Here is a 15686-nt window from a genome sequence, read left to right as displayed (position 1 = left end):
GCAGCGTCTTCCCCCCCACCCCCGAAGGGACCCCGCCCATGCGCGTCCGCCTCGTCCTCGCCGCCGCGGCCCTGCTCACCGCCGCCGTCGCCCCTCTCGCCCACGCGGGAGGGGCCGACGGCCTCACCGTCGACGCGTACGGGACCCTCGCCGCCGACGCGACGGTCACCGTCTCCGGTACGTACCGCTGCCTCGACGACAGCGAGGGGCCCGTCTTCGTCAGCTCCACCCTGAAGCAGGGGAGCCGTTCCATCGGCATCGGCGGCACCCGGGCCGTCTGCGACGGACACCTCCACACCTGGGCCAACAGCGCCGTCGTGAAGGACCCCGCCTACAAGCCGGGCGCCGCCCGGGTGGAGGCGAGCCTGCTGCAGCTCACGGCCGGCGCGTCGGGCCTGCCGCTGCCCGGCTTCCTCGCCGCCGAGCAGGCGGACGTCGAACTGCGCTGACCGAGCAGCTCGATCAGGCGGACGTCGAACCGCGCTGACCGAGCAGCTCGATCAGGCCCTCCCGGCCGAGCGCCTCCAGCTCGTCGAGGGCCTCCACGGCACGGGCCGCCGCCTCCGGGTCGGAGGCGGCGAGACCGCTCGCCGTGAACTCGTCCTCGTCGAGCCGCAGCACCTCGCTGCCGTCCGCCGACACCCACAGGTCCAGGTCCAGGTCCTCGATCACCACCGCGGAGCCCTCGATCACGGCCGGCCGGGTGATGTCGCAGTACCAGCCCTTCAGGGCGCCGTCCGCCGACCGCACCTCCTTGACCGTGAACCAGCGGTCGCGCCAGTAGTGCTCCACGAACACGTCACCCGGCTCGAACCGCACGAAGCCGAAGTCCCGCACCCCCTCGGCCGCCCACGGGGCGCGCACCGAGAGCCGGGCACCCTCCTCCGTGAGCACCTCGGCCGGGTACCGGATCTTCGTCCGGCCCGCCTTCGTCAGGGTGATCTCAACCGATCGTCCGGACATACCGCACCTCCGTCGCGCCGATCTCGTAACCGAACCACTCGTTGATCGCCAGCATCGGGCCGTTCCCCGCGTCGTTCCCCGTGAAGGCCTCCACGCAGCCCGCGGCCCTGGCCCGGTGCAGCGAGGCGTTCTTGGCGAGCTTGGCGAGCCCACGGCCGCGGAACGCCGGCGCGGTGCCGGTCATCCCCGAGGAGTACCGGCCCAGGCCGTCCGTCTGCGCCGCGCTGAACGCCGCCGGCACCCCGTCCACCACCGCGACCGTCGTCAGCGCCCGGTCGAGCAGCGGATGCTCCCAGGTGGTCTCCCGCCAGTGCGCGTAGTCGGCCAGCTCGGCGCCCACGTCGCCCGGCTCGTCCGCGGTCGTCACCGCGTCCAGCTCGAACAGCGGCCGCGGGTCGGCCGCGAAGTCCTCGGCCGTGCGCAGCTCGACGCCGGCCGGCGGGTCCTGGAGCGGCGGCAGGTCGGCCTTCGCCAGGTCGAGCCGGAGGAAGTGCGCGCTGCGGCTGCGCGTGTACCCCCGCCGCTCGGCCCAGGCGTGGTTCGCCGGCTCGTCCAGGGCCCAGCTGTACACGGTCCGCGCTCCCCGCTCGGCCAGGTACTCCTCGGCGGCGCGCAGCAGCAGCGTCCCCGCGCCGAGCCCCTGGTGCGCGGGGTCCACGTACACGTTGGCGTAGCCGATCCCGGGCCTCGGGGCGTCGTGCGCGATGCCCACCTGCGCGGTCCCGATGATCCCGCCGTCCTCGGACACGGCGACCAGCGGCCGGTAGTGGCTGTCGGGGTGGGCGTGCGCCCAGTCGAAGGCGAGCTGCTCGGCGGTCGCGAGCATGAAGGGCAGCGCTGCCCGGCGGACGCGGGCGAAACCCTCGGCGTCCGGGGCCCGCACATCACGGACGATCACAGTCATGTGGTGGCACGCTACGGGCGCGGGACGCACCTCCGCCTCCCATTTTCCGGTGGGGTGGGGGCAGAATCGGCGGGGTGACACTCACCATCGCCGTGGACCACGGATCCACCACCGCTCCCTACGAACAACTGCGAGCCCAGATCTCGGAGCGGGCCCGGTCGGGCAGACTGCCGGTCGGATACAAGCTGCCGACGGTACGGGGGCTCGCGGAGCAGCTGGGCCTCGCCGCGAACACGGTCGCCAAGGCGTACAAGGCCCTGGAGGCGGACGGAGTCATCGAGACGCGCGGGCGCCACGGCACCTTCGTCGCCGCCGCGGGTGACGCGGCGACCCGCAGGGCCGCCAGCGCCGCCGCCCAGTTCGCGGAGGAGGCCCGCCGTCTGGGCCTCAGCCGCGAGGCCGCGGAGGCCGCGCTGAGCGAGGCCCTGCGGGCCGCGTACGACAACTGACGGGTCTTCCGTCAGAGATAGAGACCCGCCCCCGCCGTACGGGGCTCCGGGAGGTCCGCCGAGGGCGTGCCGCGGCGCAGCGCGAACAGCTCCGCCAGCGTCGCGCCCTCGCGCGGCACGTCCTCCTCGCGGCCGAGCCACTCCACGGACTCGGCCCGGGTCAGCGGCCCGACCTCGACGCGGGCCAGGCAGCGGCCCGGCCGGACCACCGCCGGGTGCAGCCGCTCCAGGTCCTCGTTGGTGGTGACTCCGACCAGGACGTTGCGCCCCTGGCCGAGCAGCCCGTCCGTCAGGTTGAGCAGCCGTGACAGGGCCTGCCCCGCGGTGTGCTTCGCCCCGCCGCGGATCAGCTCGTCGCAGTCCTCCAGGAGCAGCAGCCGCCAGCGTTCCTTCGCGCTGCCGTCGTCCTCGCCGATGGCGATGTCCATCAGATAGCCGATGTCGTTGAAGAGCCGCTCCGGGTCGAGCACGCAGTCGACCTGGCACCAGTCCTGCCACGCCCGGGCCAGTGTCCGCAGCGCCGAGGTCTTGCCCGTGCCCGGCGGGCCGTGCAGGAGCAGGAGCCGGCCGGTGATGTCCTCGGGGGTCACCTTCATCAGCCGGTCCATGGCATCGGCCACCGGCGCCGAGTAGTTGGGCCGGACCTCCTCCCAGGTCCCGGCGCTGATCCGGCGGGTCATCCGGCGTGGTCCGCGCTGCGGGGCCACGTACCAGAAGCCCATCGTCACGTCCTCGGGCTCCGGCTCGGGCTCGTCCTTCGCCCCGTCCGTGGCCTCGTCGAGGATCCGCTTCGCCAGCTCCGGGTCGGTGGCGGTGACGGTCACGTCCGCGCGCCGGTTCCAGCGGGAGGAGAGGATCGTCCAGCCCTCGCCCTCGGCGAGCACCGAGCTGCGGTCGTCGTCCTTCGCGGCCCGCAGCACCCTGGCCCCCTCGGGGAGCAGGGTCGCGTCCGGCTTCGCCCGGTCCAGGGTGGTGCTGTGCGCGTGCGGCTGCTCCCCGGTGGCGAACCGGTCGAGGAAGAGCGCGTCCAGGACGTCCCCGGGCGAGTCGCTGTCGTCGAGGTTGACGATGACGGGCAGTGAGGCGGCGCTCGTCGGCTTCCGGGGGGTGGCCGGTGCGGCGGGGGTGTCGGACATGACGCCCATGATCGGGCACGTGTCCGGGTGGCGCACCGGGTTTTGCGGGTGGCTCGGTTGGCCGGATCTGGACGGTCCCTGACGGAGGATCAGCCTCCGCAACCGCCAGTTTTGACATGAACACTTCCGGTTGACCGGATCCGATGCTACTACCTGGTAGCGCAGAGATCCTGCTACAGGGAGGTTCCATGAGACTGTCCCGTTCTGCCGCCCTTTCGTCCTCGCTCCTCCTCGGTGCCGTCCTCGCCCTCACCGGGGCGGGCGCCGCCCAGGCCGCCGAGACCGCCGCGCTCGACTACGTGGCCCTGGGAGACTCGTACTCCTCCGGTGTGGGCTCCGGGAGTTACGACAGCGCCAGCGGCGACTGCAAGCGCTCCACGAAGGCGTTTCCGGTTCTCTGGAAGAACGCGAACGCACCCTCCTCGTTCGCCTTCACCGCCTGCTCGGGCGCCCGAACGGGTGATGTGACCGCGAATCAGCTCGGACCCCTCTCGGCCGCCACCGACCTGGTCTCCATCACGATCGGGGGAAATGACGCCGGTTTCGCCGACGTCATGACGACCTGTGTGCTCCAGTCCGAGGCCACCTGCATCAACCGAGTGAATCAGGCCAAGGCCTACGTGGACTCCACGCTCCCCGGCAAGCTCGACTCCGTCTACAACGCCATCAGCAGCAAGGCGCCCTCCGCCCACGTCGTCGTCCTCGGCTACCCGCGCTTCTACCAGCTCGGCGGCAGCTGCATCGCCGGCCTGAGCGAGAACGAGCGCAGCGCCATCAACAACGCCTCCGACTACCTCAACGCGGCCACCGCGAAGCGCGCCGCCGACCACGGCTTCACCTTCGCCGGCGTCGTCCCCGCCTTCACCGGGCACGAGATCTGCTCGGGCTCCGCCTGGCTGCACAGCGTCAACTGGCTCAACATCGGCGAGTCCTACCACCCGACCGCCGCCGGACAGTCCGGCGGCTACCTGCCCTCGTTCAACGGGGCGCTGTAGCCGACCCGCCGGGCTCCGCCGGAGCGGTGCTCGTGCCGCCGCCCGGCTCCGGGCCGGTGCCCGGTCCGTCGTCCCGTACCGCCTGATACGTCAACGCACCCGCGATCAGCAGCGCCCCGACCAGCCCGGCCACCAGGACGGGACCCCGGCGGGGCGCTGTCCGCGCCGGTGCCGTCCGCGGGGAGGGCGCGGGCGACGTCCCGGTGCCGGCGTCGTCGCCCCCGTCCGTACGGGGCGGGGCCGAAGCCGCCGGCGGCGCCTCCCCGGTCCTCGGCGTACCGCCCGCCGCCACCCGGCGCAGCTCCCGCTCCACCTGATCGGCCGTCACGGCGAGCTCCTCGCCGGTCAGCTCGTCGACCACGGCCCCCAGTGGTCCGGACCGGTCGTCCGCCGCCGCCTCCAGGAGCGCCCCGAAGGAGCGCAGCTCCGCCTCCGGGCCCCCGTCGTCGTCCGGCGCGCCGCCGAAGCCGGTGACCACGACCCGCCCGTCGTTCGCGAGCAGCACCCGTCCCGGCGTCACGCCCCGGTGCGGTACGCCCGCCTCCCGAGCGGCCCGCAGACCGGCGAGGACCTCGGCGCTGACGCGCGCGGCCTCCCGAGCCGGCAGCGGGCCGGCCGCGTCGAGGGTCTCGGCGAGGGTGAGCCCGCGGACCAGCTCCGTCACGACCCAGGGCCGGCCGTCCTCCGTGACCACGCCGAGGACCCGCACGACGGAGGGGTGGGAGAGCCGCGCGGCGGCCCGCGCCTCCCGCTCCCGCCGCGCGTGGAACAGGGGCACCTCGTCCGCCGGCAGCCCGGCCGGGGCGCGCAGCTCCTTGAGGGCCACCTCGTGCCGGTCCGTCTCGTCCAGGGCACGCCAGACGGTGCCCGTCGCCCCCTCGGCGAGGACGTCGAGAAGCCGGTAACGACCCGCGATCACCGTCATGGATCCACGGTAGCCGAGGGGCGTCCGCACGGCTCCGGTCCTGCGCGGGTCCCTCGGCGGACGGTCCGGACGATCTTGGTGGTGGAGATCACACCCGCCCTCGTGTCCATGGATGACGGTCCGGGGTGCAGGATGGTTCGTGATGGTTCGGCAGGTGTTCGAGTGCTGTCCAACTCGCCCTGGAATCAGATGTATTCAGACAGTGACCGTCAACCCCCGTACGAGTGCGGTGAATCCCGCCGCCGGGATACACGGGTGTCACGATGGGGCGATAGGGTTAACCTGCCCGGGCCGGGTGCCCTTGTACGGGTGGGGAGTGACATGGAACAGATAGCAATGCGCAGCAGGCCGCGAGTGCCTGCCATCACCTGCGGGAGCAGCGCGACCAGTTCGCGGCTCGACCGCCATCTCGCGGTGCTCGGCGGCCCCGCCGTGCCGCAGCGCGACGTGGCCGAGGCGACGCTGCTCATGCGGGAACTGACGACGCGTACGCGTGAGGTGCCGGTGCACAGTCACCGCAGCCGCAGCGCGCGGGTCTCGCTCTTCGCCCCGCTCCGCCGCCTGCGCCGCTCGCTCTTCGGCACGCGCCGCTAGGGCCTGCGGCCGCCCGAACGGCCCCGACCACGACCCCGCCGGACGTGTCCCCGCCCGTCCGGCGCTCCGTCGTGCCCGGAAGCCGTACACCCCTTCCCGTCAGGCGATCACCCCCGCGCCCCGCAGCTCCTTCACCTCCGCCTCCGGCACCCCGAGCTCGGCGAGCACCTCGTCCGTGTCCTGGCCGAGCGCCGGGATGCGGTCCATCCGGGGCTCCGGCCCGTCCGGGAACACGATCGGCGGCAGCAGCGAACGCAGCGGCCCCACCGGCGACTCCACCGACCGCCAGCGGTCACGCGCCGTCAGCTGCGGATGGTCCGCCAGCTCCGCCACCGAGTTGAGCCGGGCGCAGGCGATGCCCGCCGCGTCCAGCCGGGCCAGCGCCTCGTCCGCCGTCAGCGGGGCGAGCGCCGCCGCGACCACCGCGTCCGTCGCCCCGCGCCCCGCCACCCGGGCCGTGTTCGTCGCGAACTCCGGGTCCTCGGCCAGCTCGGGCCGGCCGAGGACCTGCTCGGCGAGCCGCCGCCACTCCCGGTCGTTCTGCACGGAGAGCAGGACCAGGCCGCCGTCCGCCGTCGGATAGGCGTCGTACGGCGCGATCACCGCGTGCGCGAGCCCCGTGCGCGCCGGGGGAGTGCCCCCGTGCATCCCGTGGTGCAGCGGATGCCCCATCCACTCGGCCAGCGAGTCGAGCAGGGAGACCTCCACCGGACCGCCCCGGCCGGTCGTGCCGCGCCGGACGAGGGCCGCGAGGACGCCGGAGAAGGCGTACATCCCGGCCGCGATGTCGGCGGCCGGGATCCCCGACTTGACGGGCTGTTCGGGTGTGCCGGTCACCGACACGAGCCCCGCCTCGCACTGGACGAGCATGTCGTAGGCCCGCTTGTGCGCGTACGGTCCCTCCGCCCCGTACCCCGAGACGTCCACCGCGATCAGCCACGGGTGCGCGGCGCACAGGGTGGCGGCGTCGAGACCGAGGCGGGCCGCCGCGCCCTGGGCGAGGTTCTGCACGAAGACGTCGGCGCCGGCCACCATCTTCCGGACGAGCGCCAGGCCGCGGGGGTCCTTGAGGTCGACCGCCACCGACTCCTTGCCGCGGTTGCACCACACGAAGTGGGAGGCGAGACCTCGGGCGGCGGTGTCGTACCCGCGGGCGAAGTCCCCGCCGTCGGGGCGCTCGATCTTGACGACGCGGGCGCCGAGGTCGGCGAGCTGGCGGGTGGCGAAGGGGGCGGCGACGGCCTGCTCGACGGCGACGACGGTGACCCCGGCGAGGGGGAGTGGCTGGGTGCTCATGACCGTTCTGCCTACCGTGCCCGGCCGGTCCTTGTCATCAGGGGGTGCGTCACCCCCGGGCGTACCTGCGCACCGCGAGCGGGGCGAAGACGGCGACGAGGCCGAGGGACCAGAGCAGCGCGCCCGCGACCGGGTGGGCCACCGGCCAGGCCGCGTCCGCCGGGACCGGCGTGTTGCCGAAGAGCTCGCGGACCGCCGTGGTGACCGCCGAGATGGGGTTCCACTCGGCGACCGTCCGCAGCCAGCCGGGCAGGCCGTCGGTGGGGATGTACGCGTTGGAGAGCAGCGGCAGCATGAACGCGGCGCTGCCCAGCTGCCCGGCCGCCTCCTCGCTCTTCGAGGCAAGGCCGAGCAGGATGCCGATCCAGGTCGTCGCGAAGCGGAAGAGCAGCAGCAGGCCGAAGGCGCCCAGGGCCTCGGGGAGCGTGCCCTCGATCCGCCAGCCCATGGCGAGGCCGACCAGGAGCAGCGGGACCGTGCCGACGGCGCTCGCGAGGAGGTCGGCGAGGGCCTGTCCGAGGGGGACGGCGGCCCGGCTCACCGGCAGGGTGCGGAAGCGGTCCATGACGCCCCGGTGCGCGTCCTGCGCGGCCTGGAGCATGCCCGTCATCAGGCCGCCCGCCGCCGTCGCCACGAGCAGGCCGGGCACCAGGAAGGCCCGGTACTCGGCGCCGGGCGCGGCGAGGGCGCTGCCGAAGACGTATCCGAAGAACAGCAGGAAGACGATCGGCATCGTCTGCGTCAGGACGGTGATCGCGGGCGCGTGCCGGATCCGGTGGAGGTGGCGGCCGAGGACGGCGGTCCCGTCGTGCACGAGGGCGCTCACGCGACGAGCTCCTTCCGGTCGGTGAGGCGCAGGAACACCTCGTCGAGGGTGGGCGGACGCAGGGAGGCGTCGACGATGTGGACCCCGGCCGCGTCGATCTCGCGGACGATCCGGGGGAGGGTGAGCGTGGTGTCCGCGGTCACCGCGCCGACCGTGCGCCGCTCGGCGTCCAGGACCGGCGCCGAGCCGGTCAGCTGGTCGAGGACCGCCGCGGCCGCCTCCAGGGCGGACGGGTCGGCGACGACGACCTCGGCGTAGCTGCCGACGAGCGCCTTGAGCTCGGCCGGGGTGCCGCGCTGCGCGGCCCGCCCCTCGTCGATCAGCACGATGTCGTCGGCGAGCTGGTCGGCCTCCTCCAGGTACTGGGTGGTCAGCAGCACGGTCGTGCCCTGGCCGGCCAACTCCCGTACGGCGTCCCAGATCCCGTTCCGGCTGTGCGGGTCGAGCCCGGTCGTGGGCTCGTCGAGGAAGAGCACCCGCGGCGGCACGAGGAGGCTCGCGGCCAGGTCGAGGCGGCGCCGCATGCCGCCGGAGTAGGTGCGGGCGGGCCGGCCCGCCGCCGCGGTCAGGCCGAAGCGCTCCAGGAGTTCGTCGGCGCGGGAGCGCGGGGCGCGCAGGAGCCGGGCGAAGAGCCGCAGGTTCTCGGCGCCGGTGAGGTCGCCGTCGACGGAGGCGTACTGCCCGGTGACCGCGATCCGCTTCCGTACCCCCGCCGGGTCGCGCACCACGTCGTGGCCCGCGACGAGCGCGCTGCCCGCGTCGGGCGCGACCAGGGTGGTGAGGACGCGGACGGCGGTGGTCTTGCCGGCGCCGTTGGGGCCGAGGACGCCGCAGACCGTGCCCTCGGGGACGGCGAGGTCGAGGCCGCGGAGGGCGTCGACGTCGCCGTAGCGCTTCCGCAGACCTTCACTAAGTACAGCGTACGTAGTCGTCATGGCGCGACCATACCCCACTACGTACGGCGTACGTAACTACGATGGAGGGCGAGGTGATGATCCATGGCGGGCCGAGCGGCCGAACCGGAAGTGATCTGGGCGCGGCCCGAGCGCGCGGGCCGCGGCCCGAAACCGGCCTACAGCCGGCGGGACATCGTGGCCGCGGCCGTCCGCATCGCCGACGCCGACGGCATCGACGCGGTCTCCATGCGCCGTGTCGCCGCCGAACTCGGCTGCGGCACCATGTCGCTCTACAACTACGTCCCCCGCAAGGAGGACCTGTACGAGCTGATGGTCGACGCGGCCAGCGGGGAGTACGAGCTCCCCGCGGAGCCCAGCGGCGACTGGCGCGCCGACATGACCGCGATCGCCCACCAGAGCCGCGCGATCATGTACCGCCACCCCTGGCTGGCCCGGGTGATGACCACCGCCTACGGCTTCAGCCCCAACGCCCTGCGCTTCCTGGAGTGGTGCCTCGGCTGCCTCGCCCCGCTCGACGCGCCCCCCGGGCTCAAGATGCAGCTGATCGCCATGGTCAACGGCACGGTCATGGCGACCGTCGCCAACGAGCAGGCCATCGCCGAACGCGCCCGCGGACTGCCCTGGTCCGAGGCGGAGGAACAGGCGGTGCGCGGCGCCTACCTCATGGGACAGGTGGCGACCGGCCGGTACCCGCACCTCGCCGCCCTGCTCGCCGAGGCCCCCGCCGCCCCCGTCGACGCCGACGAGATCTTCGCGATGACCATCGCCCGGCTCCTCGACTCCTTCGACCCCCCGGTGCCGGGAGCGTCGGTCACAGAAGCATGAACTGGCCCTCCGGGCCCTCCTCCTGATGGTCCAGTACGGAGGCGGGGCGGCGGGACCAGGACGGCGCGGGAAGAACCCCGGCCGCGCCGAGCTCCGCCCTGCCGAGGCACCCGGCTTCGGCTCCGAGCGCCGCGCGCTCCGGCTCCCGCGCACCGAGCAGCGCGAGCACCGTGACCAGCTCCAGCAGCTCCGAGGTCCACTCCTGCGGCCAGGCGGCCGGCACGATCGCCTCCAGCGAGCCGGGCTCCGCCGGGGCCGTCCGGTGCGCGAACCACTGCTCCAGGACCCGCACCCCGCCGACCCGGTACTCCCAGGCCTCCGCCGGTACGGGGGAGAGCAGGCCCCCGCCGACGTCGAGCACCTCGCTCTCGGAGTCGTACGCCATCGCCGCCGGCCGCGCCGGGACCGCCGCACGCACATAGGGCCGGCGCCCGCCCGGCAGCCGGGGCCTCGTCCCGCTGAGGGCTCCGCGCAGCTGCACATCGGCGAGCTCCCGGCCGAGCGCCACGCCCGACGCCCACACATCCGGGTCCGCGGGGAGCGGGACACGGCAGCCGGCGGGGGAGGGGAGGGCCGCGGCCACCGTCCACGCCAGCCAGTCATGGGCGTCGACCGCGCACCCGTACCGCTTCCCGAGGAAGTCGAGGAGGCCGGGCGCGAGATTGGGCTCCCGGCCGCCGGGGCGCCGGAACAGCGGCCGGATGCGGCCCGGCCGGCCCGCCGGGGACCGGCCCTCCGGAAGCGCCGCCGTCACCAGGAGCGCGGGTCCCGCCGCCCCCGGCACGTACCCCTGCTCGACGGCGAAGAGCTGCGGCTCCCCGGCGACCCGCCACAGCTCCGGGCGGGCGGTGTCGATCAGCCGGTGGTCCGGCAGCAGCCACTGCTCGTCGAACGGCCCGTGCGCCACCCGCACCGGATCCGGGCACGGCCCCGACTCGCGTGCGAACCGCGCGGTGCCGGTCCGCTGCCCGGGCAGCGCGCCCACCGCGCTCGCCTGGGTCCGCGCCCGGCTCGGCCGGAACAGCGCCTCGCGCTCGGCGCCCTCGGCGGCCACGAGCCGGTCCCAGCGGATCCGCAGGGTGCGGGTGTCGGGGGCGACGATCCAGGACCGCCCGAACCGCAGCGGGGCCACGGACCACGGCATCAGCTCGTCGAGGAGGGGCGCGTCGTCGGCGGTACCGGGGGATTCCGATCGGGGGGATCCGGTTCGCGGGGATTCCGTTCGGGGGGCTTCCGTCACGCCCCGCATGCTAACGAGCGCCGTCCGTACGGGGCCAGCGCCGGCCGCACCGGGGCCCCGTCGGCGGTGCAGCACCGCCGACGGGTGGGCCTCAGTGCGCCTCGACCGTGACCGTGAAGGAGAAGCGGTCGCCCCGGTAGCGGATGCGGGCCACGTCGACGACCCGGCCGTCCTCGTCGTACGTCACGCCGGTGTAGTGCAGGATCGGGGAGAGCAGCGGGACCTGGAGGAGTCCCGCCGTCTCCGGGTCCGCGAGACGGGCCTCGACCGTGTCCGTGATGCGGCTGATCCGCACCCCGACCACGTCCCGCAGCACCTTCGTCATCGGCCAGCGCTCCAGATCGGCCGGATCGATCGCGGCGGCGAGCTCGGGCCGTACCGCGTTCTCCGCCCAGTTCGTCGGCTCGCCGCTCTCCCCGTCGCTGCGCAGCCGCCGGTACGCCACGACCTCCGGCACGTCCGGGAAGTACTCCGCGAGCTCACCCGGCACCGGCTCCGTGCCGTGCCCGAGGACCGTCGTCCGCTCGCCCGACTGCTGGGCCACGATCGCGTCGATCGAACCGAGCAGCCGGCGCGGGGTGGACCGCCGCGCGCCCGGCTCGATGAAGGTCCCGCGCCGCCGGTGCCGGCTGATCAGGCCCTCCTCCTCCAGTTCCTTGAGGGCCTGGCGCATGGTCAGCACGCTCACGCCGTAGTGGGTGGCGAGCTGCTCCTCGGTGGGCAGCCGCAGCGAGGCGTCGGGCGTGCGGCCCAGTATCGAGGCGCGCAGCGACTGCGAGACCTGATACCAGAGCGGCAGCTTGCGGTTCAGGACCAGCGAGTCGGGAGCGAAGGCGGTCACGGGTTCTCCGTACGAAGGCTACGGGCTTACGGCCGAGACACTACGGCCGGAAGTGGCGCTCAAGACCCTGCCATACGTCGTCGTATCCCTTCTGCAGATGGTCGGCGGTCGCGGCCTGCGGGGTCGCGGTCACCGGCCAGCGGGTCTCGAACATGAAGGCGAGACCGTCGTCGATCTTCTGCGGCTTCAGCTCGGCGGCGCTCGCCTTGTCGAAGGTCTCCCGGTCGGGGCCGTGCGCGGACATCATGTTGTGCAGCGACCCGCCGCCGGGCACGAACCCCTCGGCCTTGGCGTCGTAGGCGCCCTCGATGAGGCCCATGTACTCGCTCATCACGTTCCGGTGGAAGTACGGCGGGCGGAAGGTGTCCTCGCCGACCAGCCAGCGCGGAGCGAAGACCACGAAGTCGACGCCGGCGAGCCCCGGGGTGTCGGAGGGCGAGGTGAGGACCGTGAAGATCGACGGGTCCGGGTGGTCGTACGAGATGGTGCCGATGACGTTGAAGCGGCGCAGGTCGTAGACGTACGGGGTGTGGTTGCCGTGCCAGGCGACGACGTCGAGCGGCGAGTGGCCGTACGTCGCCGACCAGAGGTTGCCGCAGTACTTGTTGACCACCTCGACCGGGCCTTCGACGTCCTCGTAGGCGGCGACCGGGGCGCGGAAGTCACGGGCGTTGGCGAGACCGTTGGCGCCGATCGGGCCGAGGTCGGGGAGCTGGAACGGGGCACCGTAGTTCTCGCAGACGTAACCGCGGGCCGTCTCGTCGAGCAGCTCGACGCGGAAGCGGACGCCGCGCGGGATCAGCGCCACCTCGCCCGGGTGGGCGGCCAGCAGGCCCAGCTCGGTGCGGAGGAGGAGACCGCCGCGCTCCGGGACGATCAGCAGCTCGCCGTCGGCGTCGCCGAAGACCCGCTCCATGGAGGCGTTGGCGTGGTAGAGGTGCACGGCCATGCCCGTGCGCTGCGTCGCGTCGCCGTTGCCGCCGAGGGTCCACAGTCCGTCCAGCCAGTCGGTGCCGGGCGCCGGCTCGGGCAGCGGGTTCCAGCGCAGCCGGTTGGGGTCGGGCACCGTCTCGGTGAAGGGGGCGCCCGTGAGGGTGCCGTTGTCGATCCGGGTGAACGGCGGGTGCGCGGCCGAGGGGCGGATCCGGTAGAGCCAGGAGCGGCGGTTGTGGGACCGCGGCTCGGTGAAGGCGCTGCCGCTGAGCTGCTCGGCGTAGAGGCCGAGGGGGGCGCGCTGCGGCGAGTTACGGCCGTCCGGCAGTGCGCCGGGGACCGCCTCCGAGCTGTGCTCGTTGCCGAAACCGGTGCTGTAGGTGAGCGCCTCGGCCGTCTTCCTGGCCTGCTCCGTGGTCATCGACCGCTCCTGTCCTGAGCCCGCAAGGGAATCCTATGGATGACCGTAGGATTCCGCGCGGCCTACGTCAACGGGGCGCCGATCTCCGGTGGCCGTTCGGTCCGTGCACGAGGGGTCCAAAAAGGTGAACATTCCTCTACTCTCACGCCCATGTCGTGGACCTCGCGGACCTCGTGGATCCGAAGATTCGTCTCCGTGCTCTCGGTCGTGCTCGTGGCGCTCGCCACGGCCCTGCTCACCGCTCCTCTCGCCCAGGCCCACGAGGAACGGCCCGTCACCCTCCCCGACGGATCCGGCACCGTGCCGGTCCTCCGCACCGGCGAACCCGACCTCCTCGTCTGCAAGACCGACCGGGCCGACTTCGAACGCCGGATCTCCGGCTTCCCCGCCGCCCTCAAGGCCCGCAACCTCGCCCTCTTCGCGCGCTGCGCCGGCAGCGGCCACCGCCACCTCCAGCAGGCCGTCGACGCCGTCGACCGGCCCGGCATGACCATCGCGATCCTCCCCGGCCTCTACGAGGAGGAGCCCTCCCTGCCGCCGCCCACCGGCGCCTGCGCCACCCTCAAGGCCCCGAAGTCCGCGCTCGGCTACCAGATCCTCAGCTACGCGCAGCAGCGGCAGTGCCCGCACAACCAGAACCTCGTCGCGATCCTCGGCAAGAAGAACCTCCAGATCGAAGGCACCGGCGCCTCCCGCCTCGACGTCGTCGTCGACGCCAAGTACCAGAAGCTCAACGCGATCCGCGCCGACGGCTCCGACGGCGTCTACTTCCGCAACTTCACCGCCCAGCGCACCACCTTCAACTCCCTGTACGTCCTCGCCGCCGACGGCTTCGTCATCGACGACGTCCTCACCCGCTGGAACGACGAGTACGGCTTCCTGACCTTCGCCTCCGACCACGGCCTCTACAAGAACTGCGAGTCCTACGGGAACGGCGACTCCGGCATCTACCCCGGCTCGGCCTCGAACATCAACGACGGCCACGGCTACGACGTCCCCCGCTACGCCATCGAGATCACCGGCTGCCGCAGCCACCACAACATGGTCGGCTACTCCGGCACCGCCGGGGACTCCGTCTATGTCCACGACAACGAGTTCGACCACAACATGGGCGGCGCCTCCATGGACTCCGCCTTCCCCGGCCACCCCGGACTCCCGCAGAACCACGCCCACTTCGCGCGCAACCTGATCCACGACAACAACCAGAACTACTACCCGTACGTCGCCGACGGCACCTGCGCCAAGCCGCCCGTCGACCGCGGCTACGAACAGGGCGTCGTCTGCCCCCAGATCTCGATGCCGCCCGGCACCGGCATCATCACCGCCGGCGGCAACTGGAACCTCTACGAGGACAACTGGGTCTACGGCCACCAGCGCGCCGCCTTCTTCCTCAGCGCCGTCCCCGCCTTCATCCGCGGCGAGTCCGCCTGGGGCAAGCAGACCGACACCTCCCACCACAACCGCTACGCCGGCAACCACCTCGGCGTCGACAGGGCCGGCAACGCCCGCCCCAACCGCAGCGACGTCTGGTGGGACGGCCAGGGCGACGGCAACTGCTGGCAGTCCGACGCCGGCGCCGCCACCCCCGGCGCCCCGCCCGCCTGCGGAGCCCGCCGCGGCGAGGTCTCCGGCAACACCGACCGGCTCGTCGGCGAACCCGTCAAACTCGCCCAGCTCCTCGTCTGCGCCGACTACAACGTCCAGGCCCGCCGCCTCCCGGCCGGCTGCGACTGGTACGGCGCCCGGGGCCTCCAGCGCGTCGAGACCCAGCTCGCCCTCGGCACCGCCCTCGTCCTGGCCCTCGCCGGCGGCGCCCTCTGGTGGCGCCGACTGCGCGGCAACCGCCTCGCCGGCGCGGCCACCCTCATCGGCCTCCTGGGCCTCGCCCTCGACGTCGCCGGCTCGACCCTCGCCCTCACCCCCACCGCCCTCCCCGCCGTCGCGCTCCTCCTCATGGGCGCCTGGTGGACGCTCATCGGCCTCGCCCTGCGCCCCACCCGCCCCGTCCTCGCCTGGACCACCGTGGCCCTCGGCGCCCTCACCCTGCTCGACGCCTTCGACAAGGCGGTCCTCATGGTCCCGGGCATCCCCGTGAGCCCGGCCTGGCTCCGCCTCCTGCTCGGCGTGGTCTGGGTGCTGTGGGCGGTGATCGCCTCCGGCACCCGCCCGGCCCGCGCAGACAGCACCACCGAGGCCTCGGCCGAGCCCCCGGCGGACGGCCCGCCCGAGCCTCCGACCACCGACCCGGAAGCGGTGACGACATGAGGCCGCACCGCCCTACGCCCCTTCCAGCCGCCGCCCTTCCAGCCGCGGCTCGTCCGGCGGCCGCTCGCCCGGCCTCCGCCCGCTCGGCCACTGCCCGTCCGGCCGCGGCCCGTCATGCGACCGCCCGTCCGGCGACCGCCCGCCCGCCCGCCGCCC

16 protein-coding genes are annotated in these 15686 nt (G+C 73.7%); 6 read left to right on the top strand and 10 right to left on the bottom strand.

Annotated elements, in window-relative coordinates; all coding sequences use genetic code 11:
- Positions 1 to 38 precede the first annotated feature (38 nt).
- The gene (locus AB5J54_RS09155; RefSeq protein ID WP_369143404.1) at positions 39 to 449 is read left to right on the top strand and encodes a DUF6299 family protein; all 411 of its coding nucleotides are present in this window, start codon (positions 39 to 41) and stop codon (positions 447 to 449) included.
- 13 nt (positions 450 to 462) lie between these two features.
- Here AB5J54_RS09155 and AB5J54_RS09150 read toward each other — a convergent pair whose 3' ends face one another.
- Entirely contained in the window at positions 463 to 963 is a 501-nt protein-coding gene (locus tag AB5J54_RS09150) for a DUF402 domain-containing protein (RefSeq protein WP_369143403.1), read from the bottom strand.
- Positions 944 to 1867 carry an N-acetyltransferase family protein gene (locus tag AB5J54_RS09145; RefSeq protein ID WP_369143401.1) on the bottom strand — a complete coding sequence of 308 codons (924 nt, stop codon included), beginning with the start codon at positions 1865 to 1867 and terminating at the stop codon, positions 944 to 946. The genes AB5J54_RS09150 and AB5J54_RS09145 overlap by 20 nt, the downstream gene beginning before the upstream one ends.
- Before the next feature lie 74 nt (positions 1868 to 1941).
- On the opposite strand from AB5J54_RS09145, the gene AB5J54_RS09140 reads away from it, so the two are divergent.
- Positions 1942 to 2316: a GntR family transcriptional regulator gene (locus AB5J54_RS09140; RefSeq protein WP_369143399.1), complete on the top strand. Its 375-nt coding sequence runs from the start codon at positions 1942 to 1944 to the stop codon at positions 2314 to 2316.
- Between the two features lie 11 nt (positions 2317 to 2327).
- On the opposite strand, the gene AB5J54_RS09135 is transcribed toward AB5J54_RS09140, so the two are convergent.
- The gene (locus AB5J54_RS09135; RefSeq protein WP_369143397.1) at positions 2328 to 3452 is read right to left on the bottom strand and encodes a DUF5925 domain-containing protein; all 1125 of its coding nucleotides are present in this window, start codon (positions 3450 to 3452) and stop codon (positions 2328 to 2330) included.
- A gap of 188 nt (positions 3453 to 3640) precedes the next feature.
- Here AB5J54_RS09135 and AB5J54_RS09130 point away from each other — a divergent pair, with 188 nt between their 5' ends.
- On the top strand, positions 3641 to 4447 hold the full coding sequence (locus AB5J54_RS09130) for an SGNH/GDSL hydrolase family protein (RefSeq protein WP_369143396.1): 807 nt from the start codon (positions 3641 to 3643) through the stop codon (positions 4445 to 4447).
- Here AB5J54_RS09130 and AB5J54_RS09125 read toward each other — a convergent pair.
- Positions 4431 to 5372 carry a protein kinase gene (locus AB5J54_RS09125; RefSeq protein WP_369143394.1) on the bottom strand — a complete coding sequence of 314 codons (942 nt, stop codon included), beginning with the start codon at positions 5370 to 5372 and terminating at the stop codon, positions 4431 to 4433. The two genes, AB5J54_RS09130 and AB5J54_RS09125, sit on opposite strands and share 17 nt — an antisense overlap.
- Before the next feature lie 321 nt (positions 5373 to 5693).
- Here AB5J54_RS09125 and AB5J54_RS09120 point away from each other — a divergent pair, with 321 nt between their 5' ends.
- Positions 5694 to 5966 (top strand): hypothetical protein, encoded by a 273-nt coding sequence (locus AB5J54_RS09120; RefSeq protein WP_369143393.1) that lies wholly within the window; start codon positions 5694 to 5696, stop codon positions 5964 to 5966.
- Positions 5967 to 6065: 99 nt separating this feature from the next.
- On the opposite strand, the gene AB5J54_RS09115 is transcribed toward AB5J54_RS09120, so the two are convergent.
- Genes AB5J54_RS09115 through AB5J54_RS09105 form a run of 3 tightly spaced genes read right to left on the bottom strand, consistent with a single transcriptional unit; the run spans position 6066 to position 9023 of the window.
- The gene (locus AB5J54_RS09115) at positions 6066 to 7262 is read right to left on the bottom strand and encodes a CaiB/BaiF CoA transferase family protein (RefSeq protein WP_369143391.1); all 1197 of its coding nucleotides are present in this window, start codon (positions 7260 to 7262) and stop codon (positions 6066 to 6068) included.
- Between the two features lie 49 nt (positions 7263 to 7311).
- Complete coding sequence (locus AB5J54_RS09110; protein WP_369143389.1) at positions 7312 to 8088, bottom strand: ABC transporter permease; 777 nt, start codon at positions 8086 to 8088, stop codon at positions 7312 to 7314.
- Entirely contained in the window at positions 8085 to 9023 is a 939-nt protein-coding gene (locus AB5J54_RS09105) for an ATP-binding cassette domain-containing protein (RefSeq protein WP_369143388.1), read from the bottom strand. Before AB5J54_RS09105 ends, AB5J54_RS09110 begins: the two co-directional genes overlap by 4 nt.
- A gap of 63 nt (positions 9024 to 9086) precedes the next feature.
- Between AB5J54_RS09105 and AB5J54_RS09100 the strand changes: the two genes are divergently transcribed.
- On the top strand, positions 9087 to 9830 hold the full coding sequence (locus AB5J54_RS09100; protein WP_369143387.1) for a TetR/AcrR family transcriptional regulator: 744 nt from the start codon (positions 9087 to 9089) through the stop codon (positions 9828 to 9830).
- On the opposite strand, the gene AB5J54_RS09095 is transcribed toward AB5J54_RS09100, so the two are convergent.
- The 3 genes from AB5J54_RS09095 to hmgA all read right to left on the bottom strand — a co-directional run bounded on the left by AB5J54_RS09095 (position 9817) and on the right by hmgA (position 13265).
- Positions 9817 to 10974 (bottom strand): type ISP restriction/modification enzyme, encoded by a 1158-nt coding sequence (locus AB5J54_RS09095; protein WP_369149268.1) that lies wholly within the window; start codon positions 10972 to 10974, stop codon positions 9817 to 9819. The two genes, AB5J54_RS09100 and AB5J54_RS09095, sit on opposite strands and share 14 nt — an antisense overlap.
- 187 nt (positions 10975 to 11161) lie before the next feature.
- Entirely contained in the window at positions 11162 to 11911 is a 750-nt protein-coding gene (locus AB5J54_RS09090; protein WP_369143386.1) for a GntR family transcriptional regulator, read from the bottom strand.
- Between the two features lie 40 nt (positions 11912 to 11951).
- Positions 11952 to 13265, bottom strand: coding sequence for a homogentisate 1,2-dioxygenase (hmgA, locus tag AB5J54_RS09085; RefSeq protein ID WP_369143384.1), 1314 nt, complete (start codon positions 13263 to 13265; stop codon positions 11952 to 11954).
- A gap of 150 nt (positions 13266 to 13415) precedes the next feature.
- On the opposite strand from hmgA, the gene AB5J54_RS09080 reads away from it, so the two are divergent.
- A complete protein-coding gene (locus AB5J54_RS09080; RefSeq protein WP_369143382.1) occupies positions 13416 to 15530 on the top strand; it encodes a right-handed parallel beta-helix repeat-containing protein in 2115 nt (704 codons plus the stop codon).
- The last annotated feature ends 156 nt before the right edge of the window (positions 15531 to 15686 follow it).

Origin of the sequence: Streptomyces sp. R44 (assembly GCF_041053105.1) — a bacterium.
Classification (GTDB): domain Bacteria; phylum Actinomycetota; class Actinomycetes; order Streptomycetales; family Streptomycetaceae; genus Streptomyces.
This window is presented reverse-complemented; position numbering and strand designations above follow the sequence as displayed.

Bases quoted from the DNA above. Each gene is read 5' to 3' on its own strand.
- AB5J54_RS09120 (WP_369143393.1), top strand. From the start codon at position 5,694: ATGGAACAGATAGCAATGCGCAGCAGGCCGCGAGTGCCTGCCATCACC.
- hmgA (WP_369143384.1), bottom strand. From the start codon at position 13,265: ATGACCACGGAGCAGGCCAGGAAGACGGCCGAGGCGCTCACCTACAGC.
- AB5J54_RS09135 (WP_369143397.1), bottom strand. From the start codon at position 3,452: ATGTCCGACACCCCCGCCGCACCGGCCACCCCCCGGAAGCCGACGAGC.
- AB5J54_RS09105 (WP_369143388.1), bottom strand. From the start codon at position 9,023: ATGACGACTACGTACGCTGTACTTAGTGAAGGTCTGCGGAAGCGCTAC.
- AB5J54_RS09145 (WP_369143401.1), bottom strand. From the start codon at position 1,867: ATGACTGTGATCGTCCGTGATGTGCGGGCCCCGGACGCCGAGGGTTTC.
- AB5J54_RS09130 (WP_369143396.1), top strand. From the start codon at position 3,641: ATGAGACTGTCCCGTTCTGCCGCCCTTTCGTCCTCGCTCCTCCTCGGT.
- AB5J54_RS09100 (WP_369143387.1), top strand. From the start codon at position 9,087: ATGGCGGGCCGAGCGGCCGAACCGGAAGTGATCTGGGCGCGGCCCGAG.
- AB5J54_RS09095 (WP_369149268.1), bottom strand. From the start codon at position 10,974: ATGCCGTGGTCCGTGGCCCCGCTGCGGTTCGGGCGGTCCTGGATCGTC.
- AB5J54_RS09155 (WP_369143404.1), top strand. From the start codon at position 39: ATGCGCGTCCGCCTCGTCCTCGCCGCCGCGGCCCTGCTCACCGCCGCC.
- AB5J54_RS09115 (WP_369143391.1), bottom strand. From the start codon at position 7,262: ATGAGCACCCAGCCACTCCCCCTCGCCGGGGTCACCGTCGTCGCCGTC.
- AB5J54_RS09080 (WP_369143382.1), top strand. From the start codon at position 13,416: ATGTCGTGGACCTCGCGGACCTCGTGGATCCGAAGATTCGTCTCCGTG.
- AB5J54_RS09125 (WP_369143394.1), bottom strand. From the start codon at position 5,372: ATGACGGTGATCGCGGGTCGTTACCGGCTTCTCGACGTCCTCGCCGAG.
- AB5J54_RS09150 (WP_369143403.1), bottom strand. From the start codon at position 963: ATGTCCGGACGATCGGTTGAGATCACCCTGACGAAGGCGGGCCGGACG.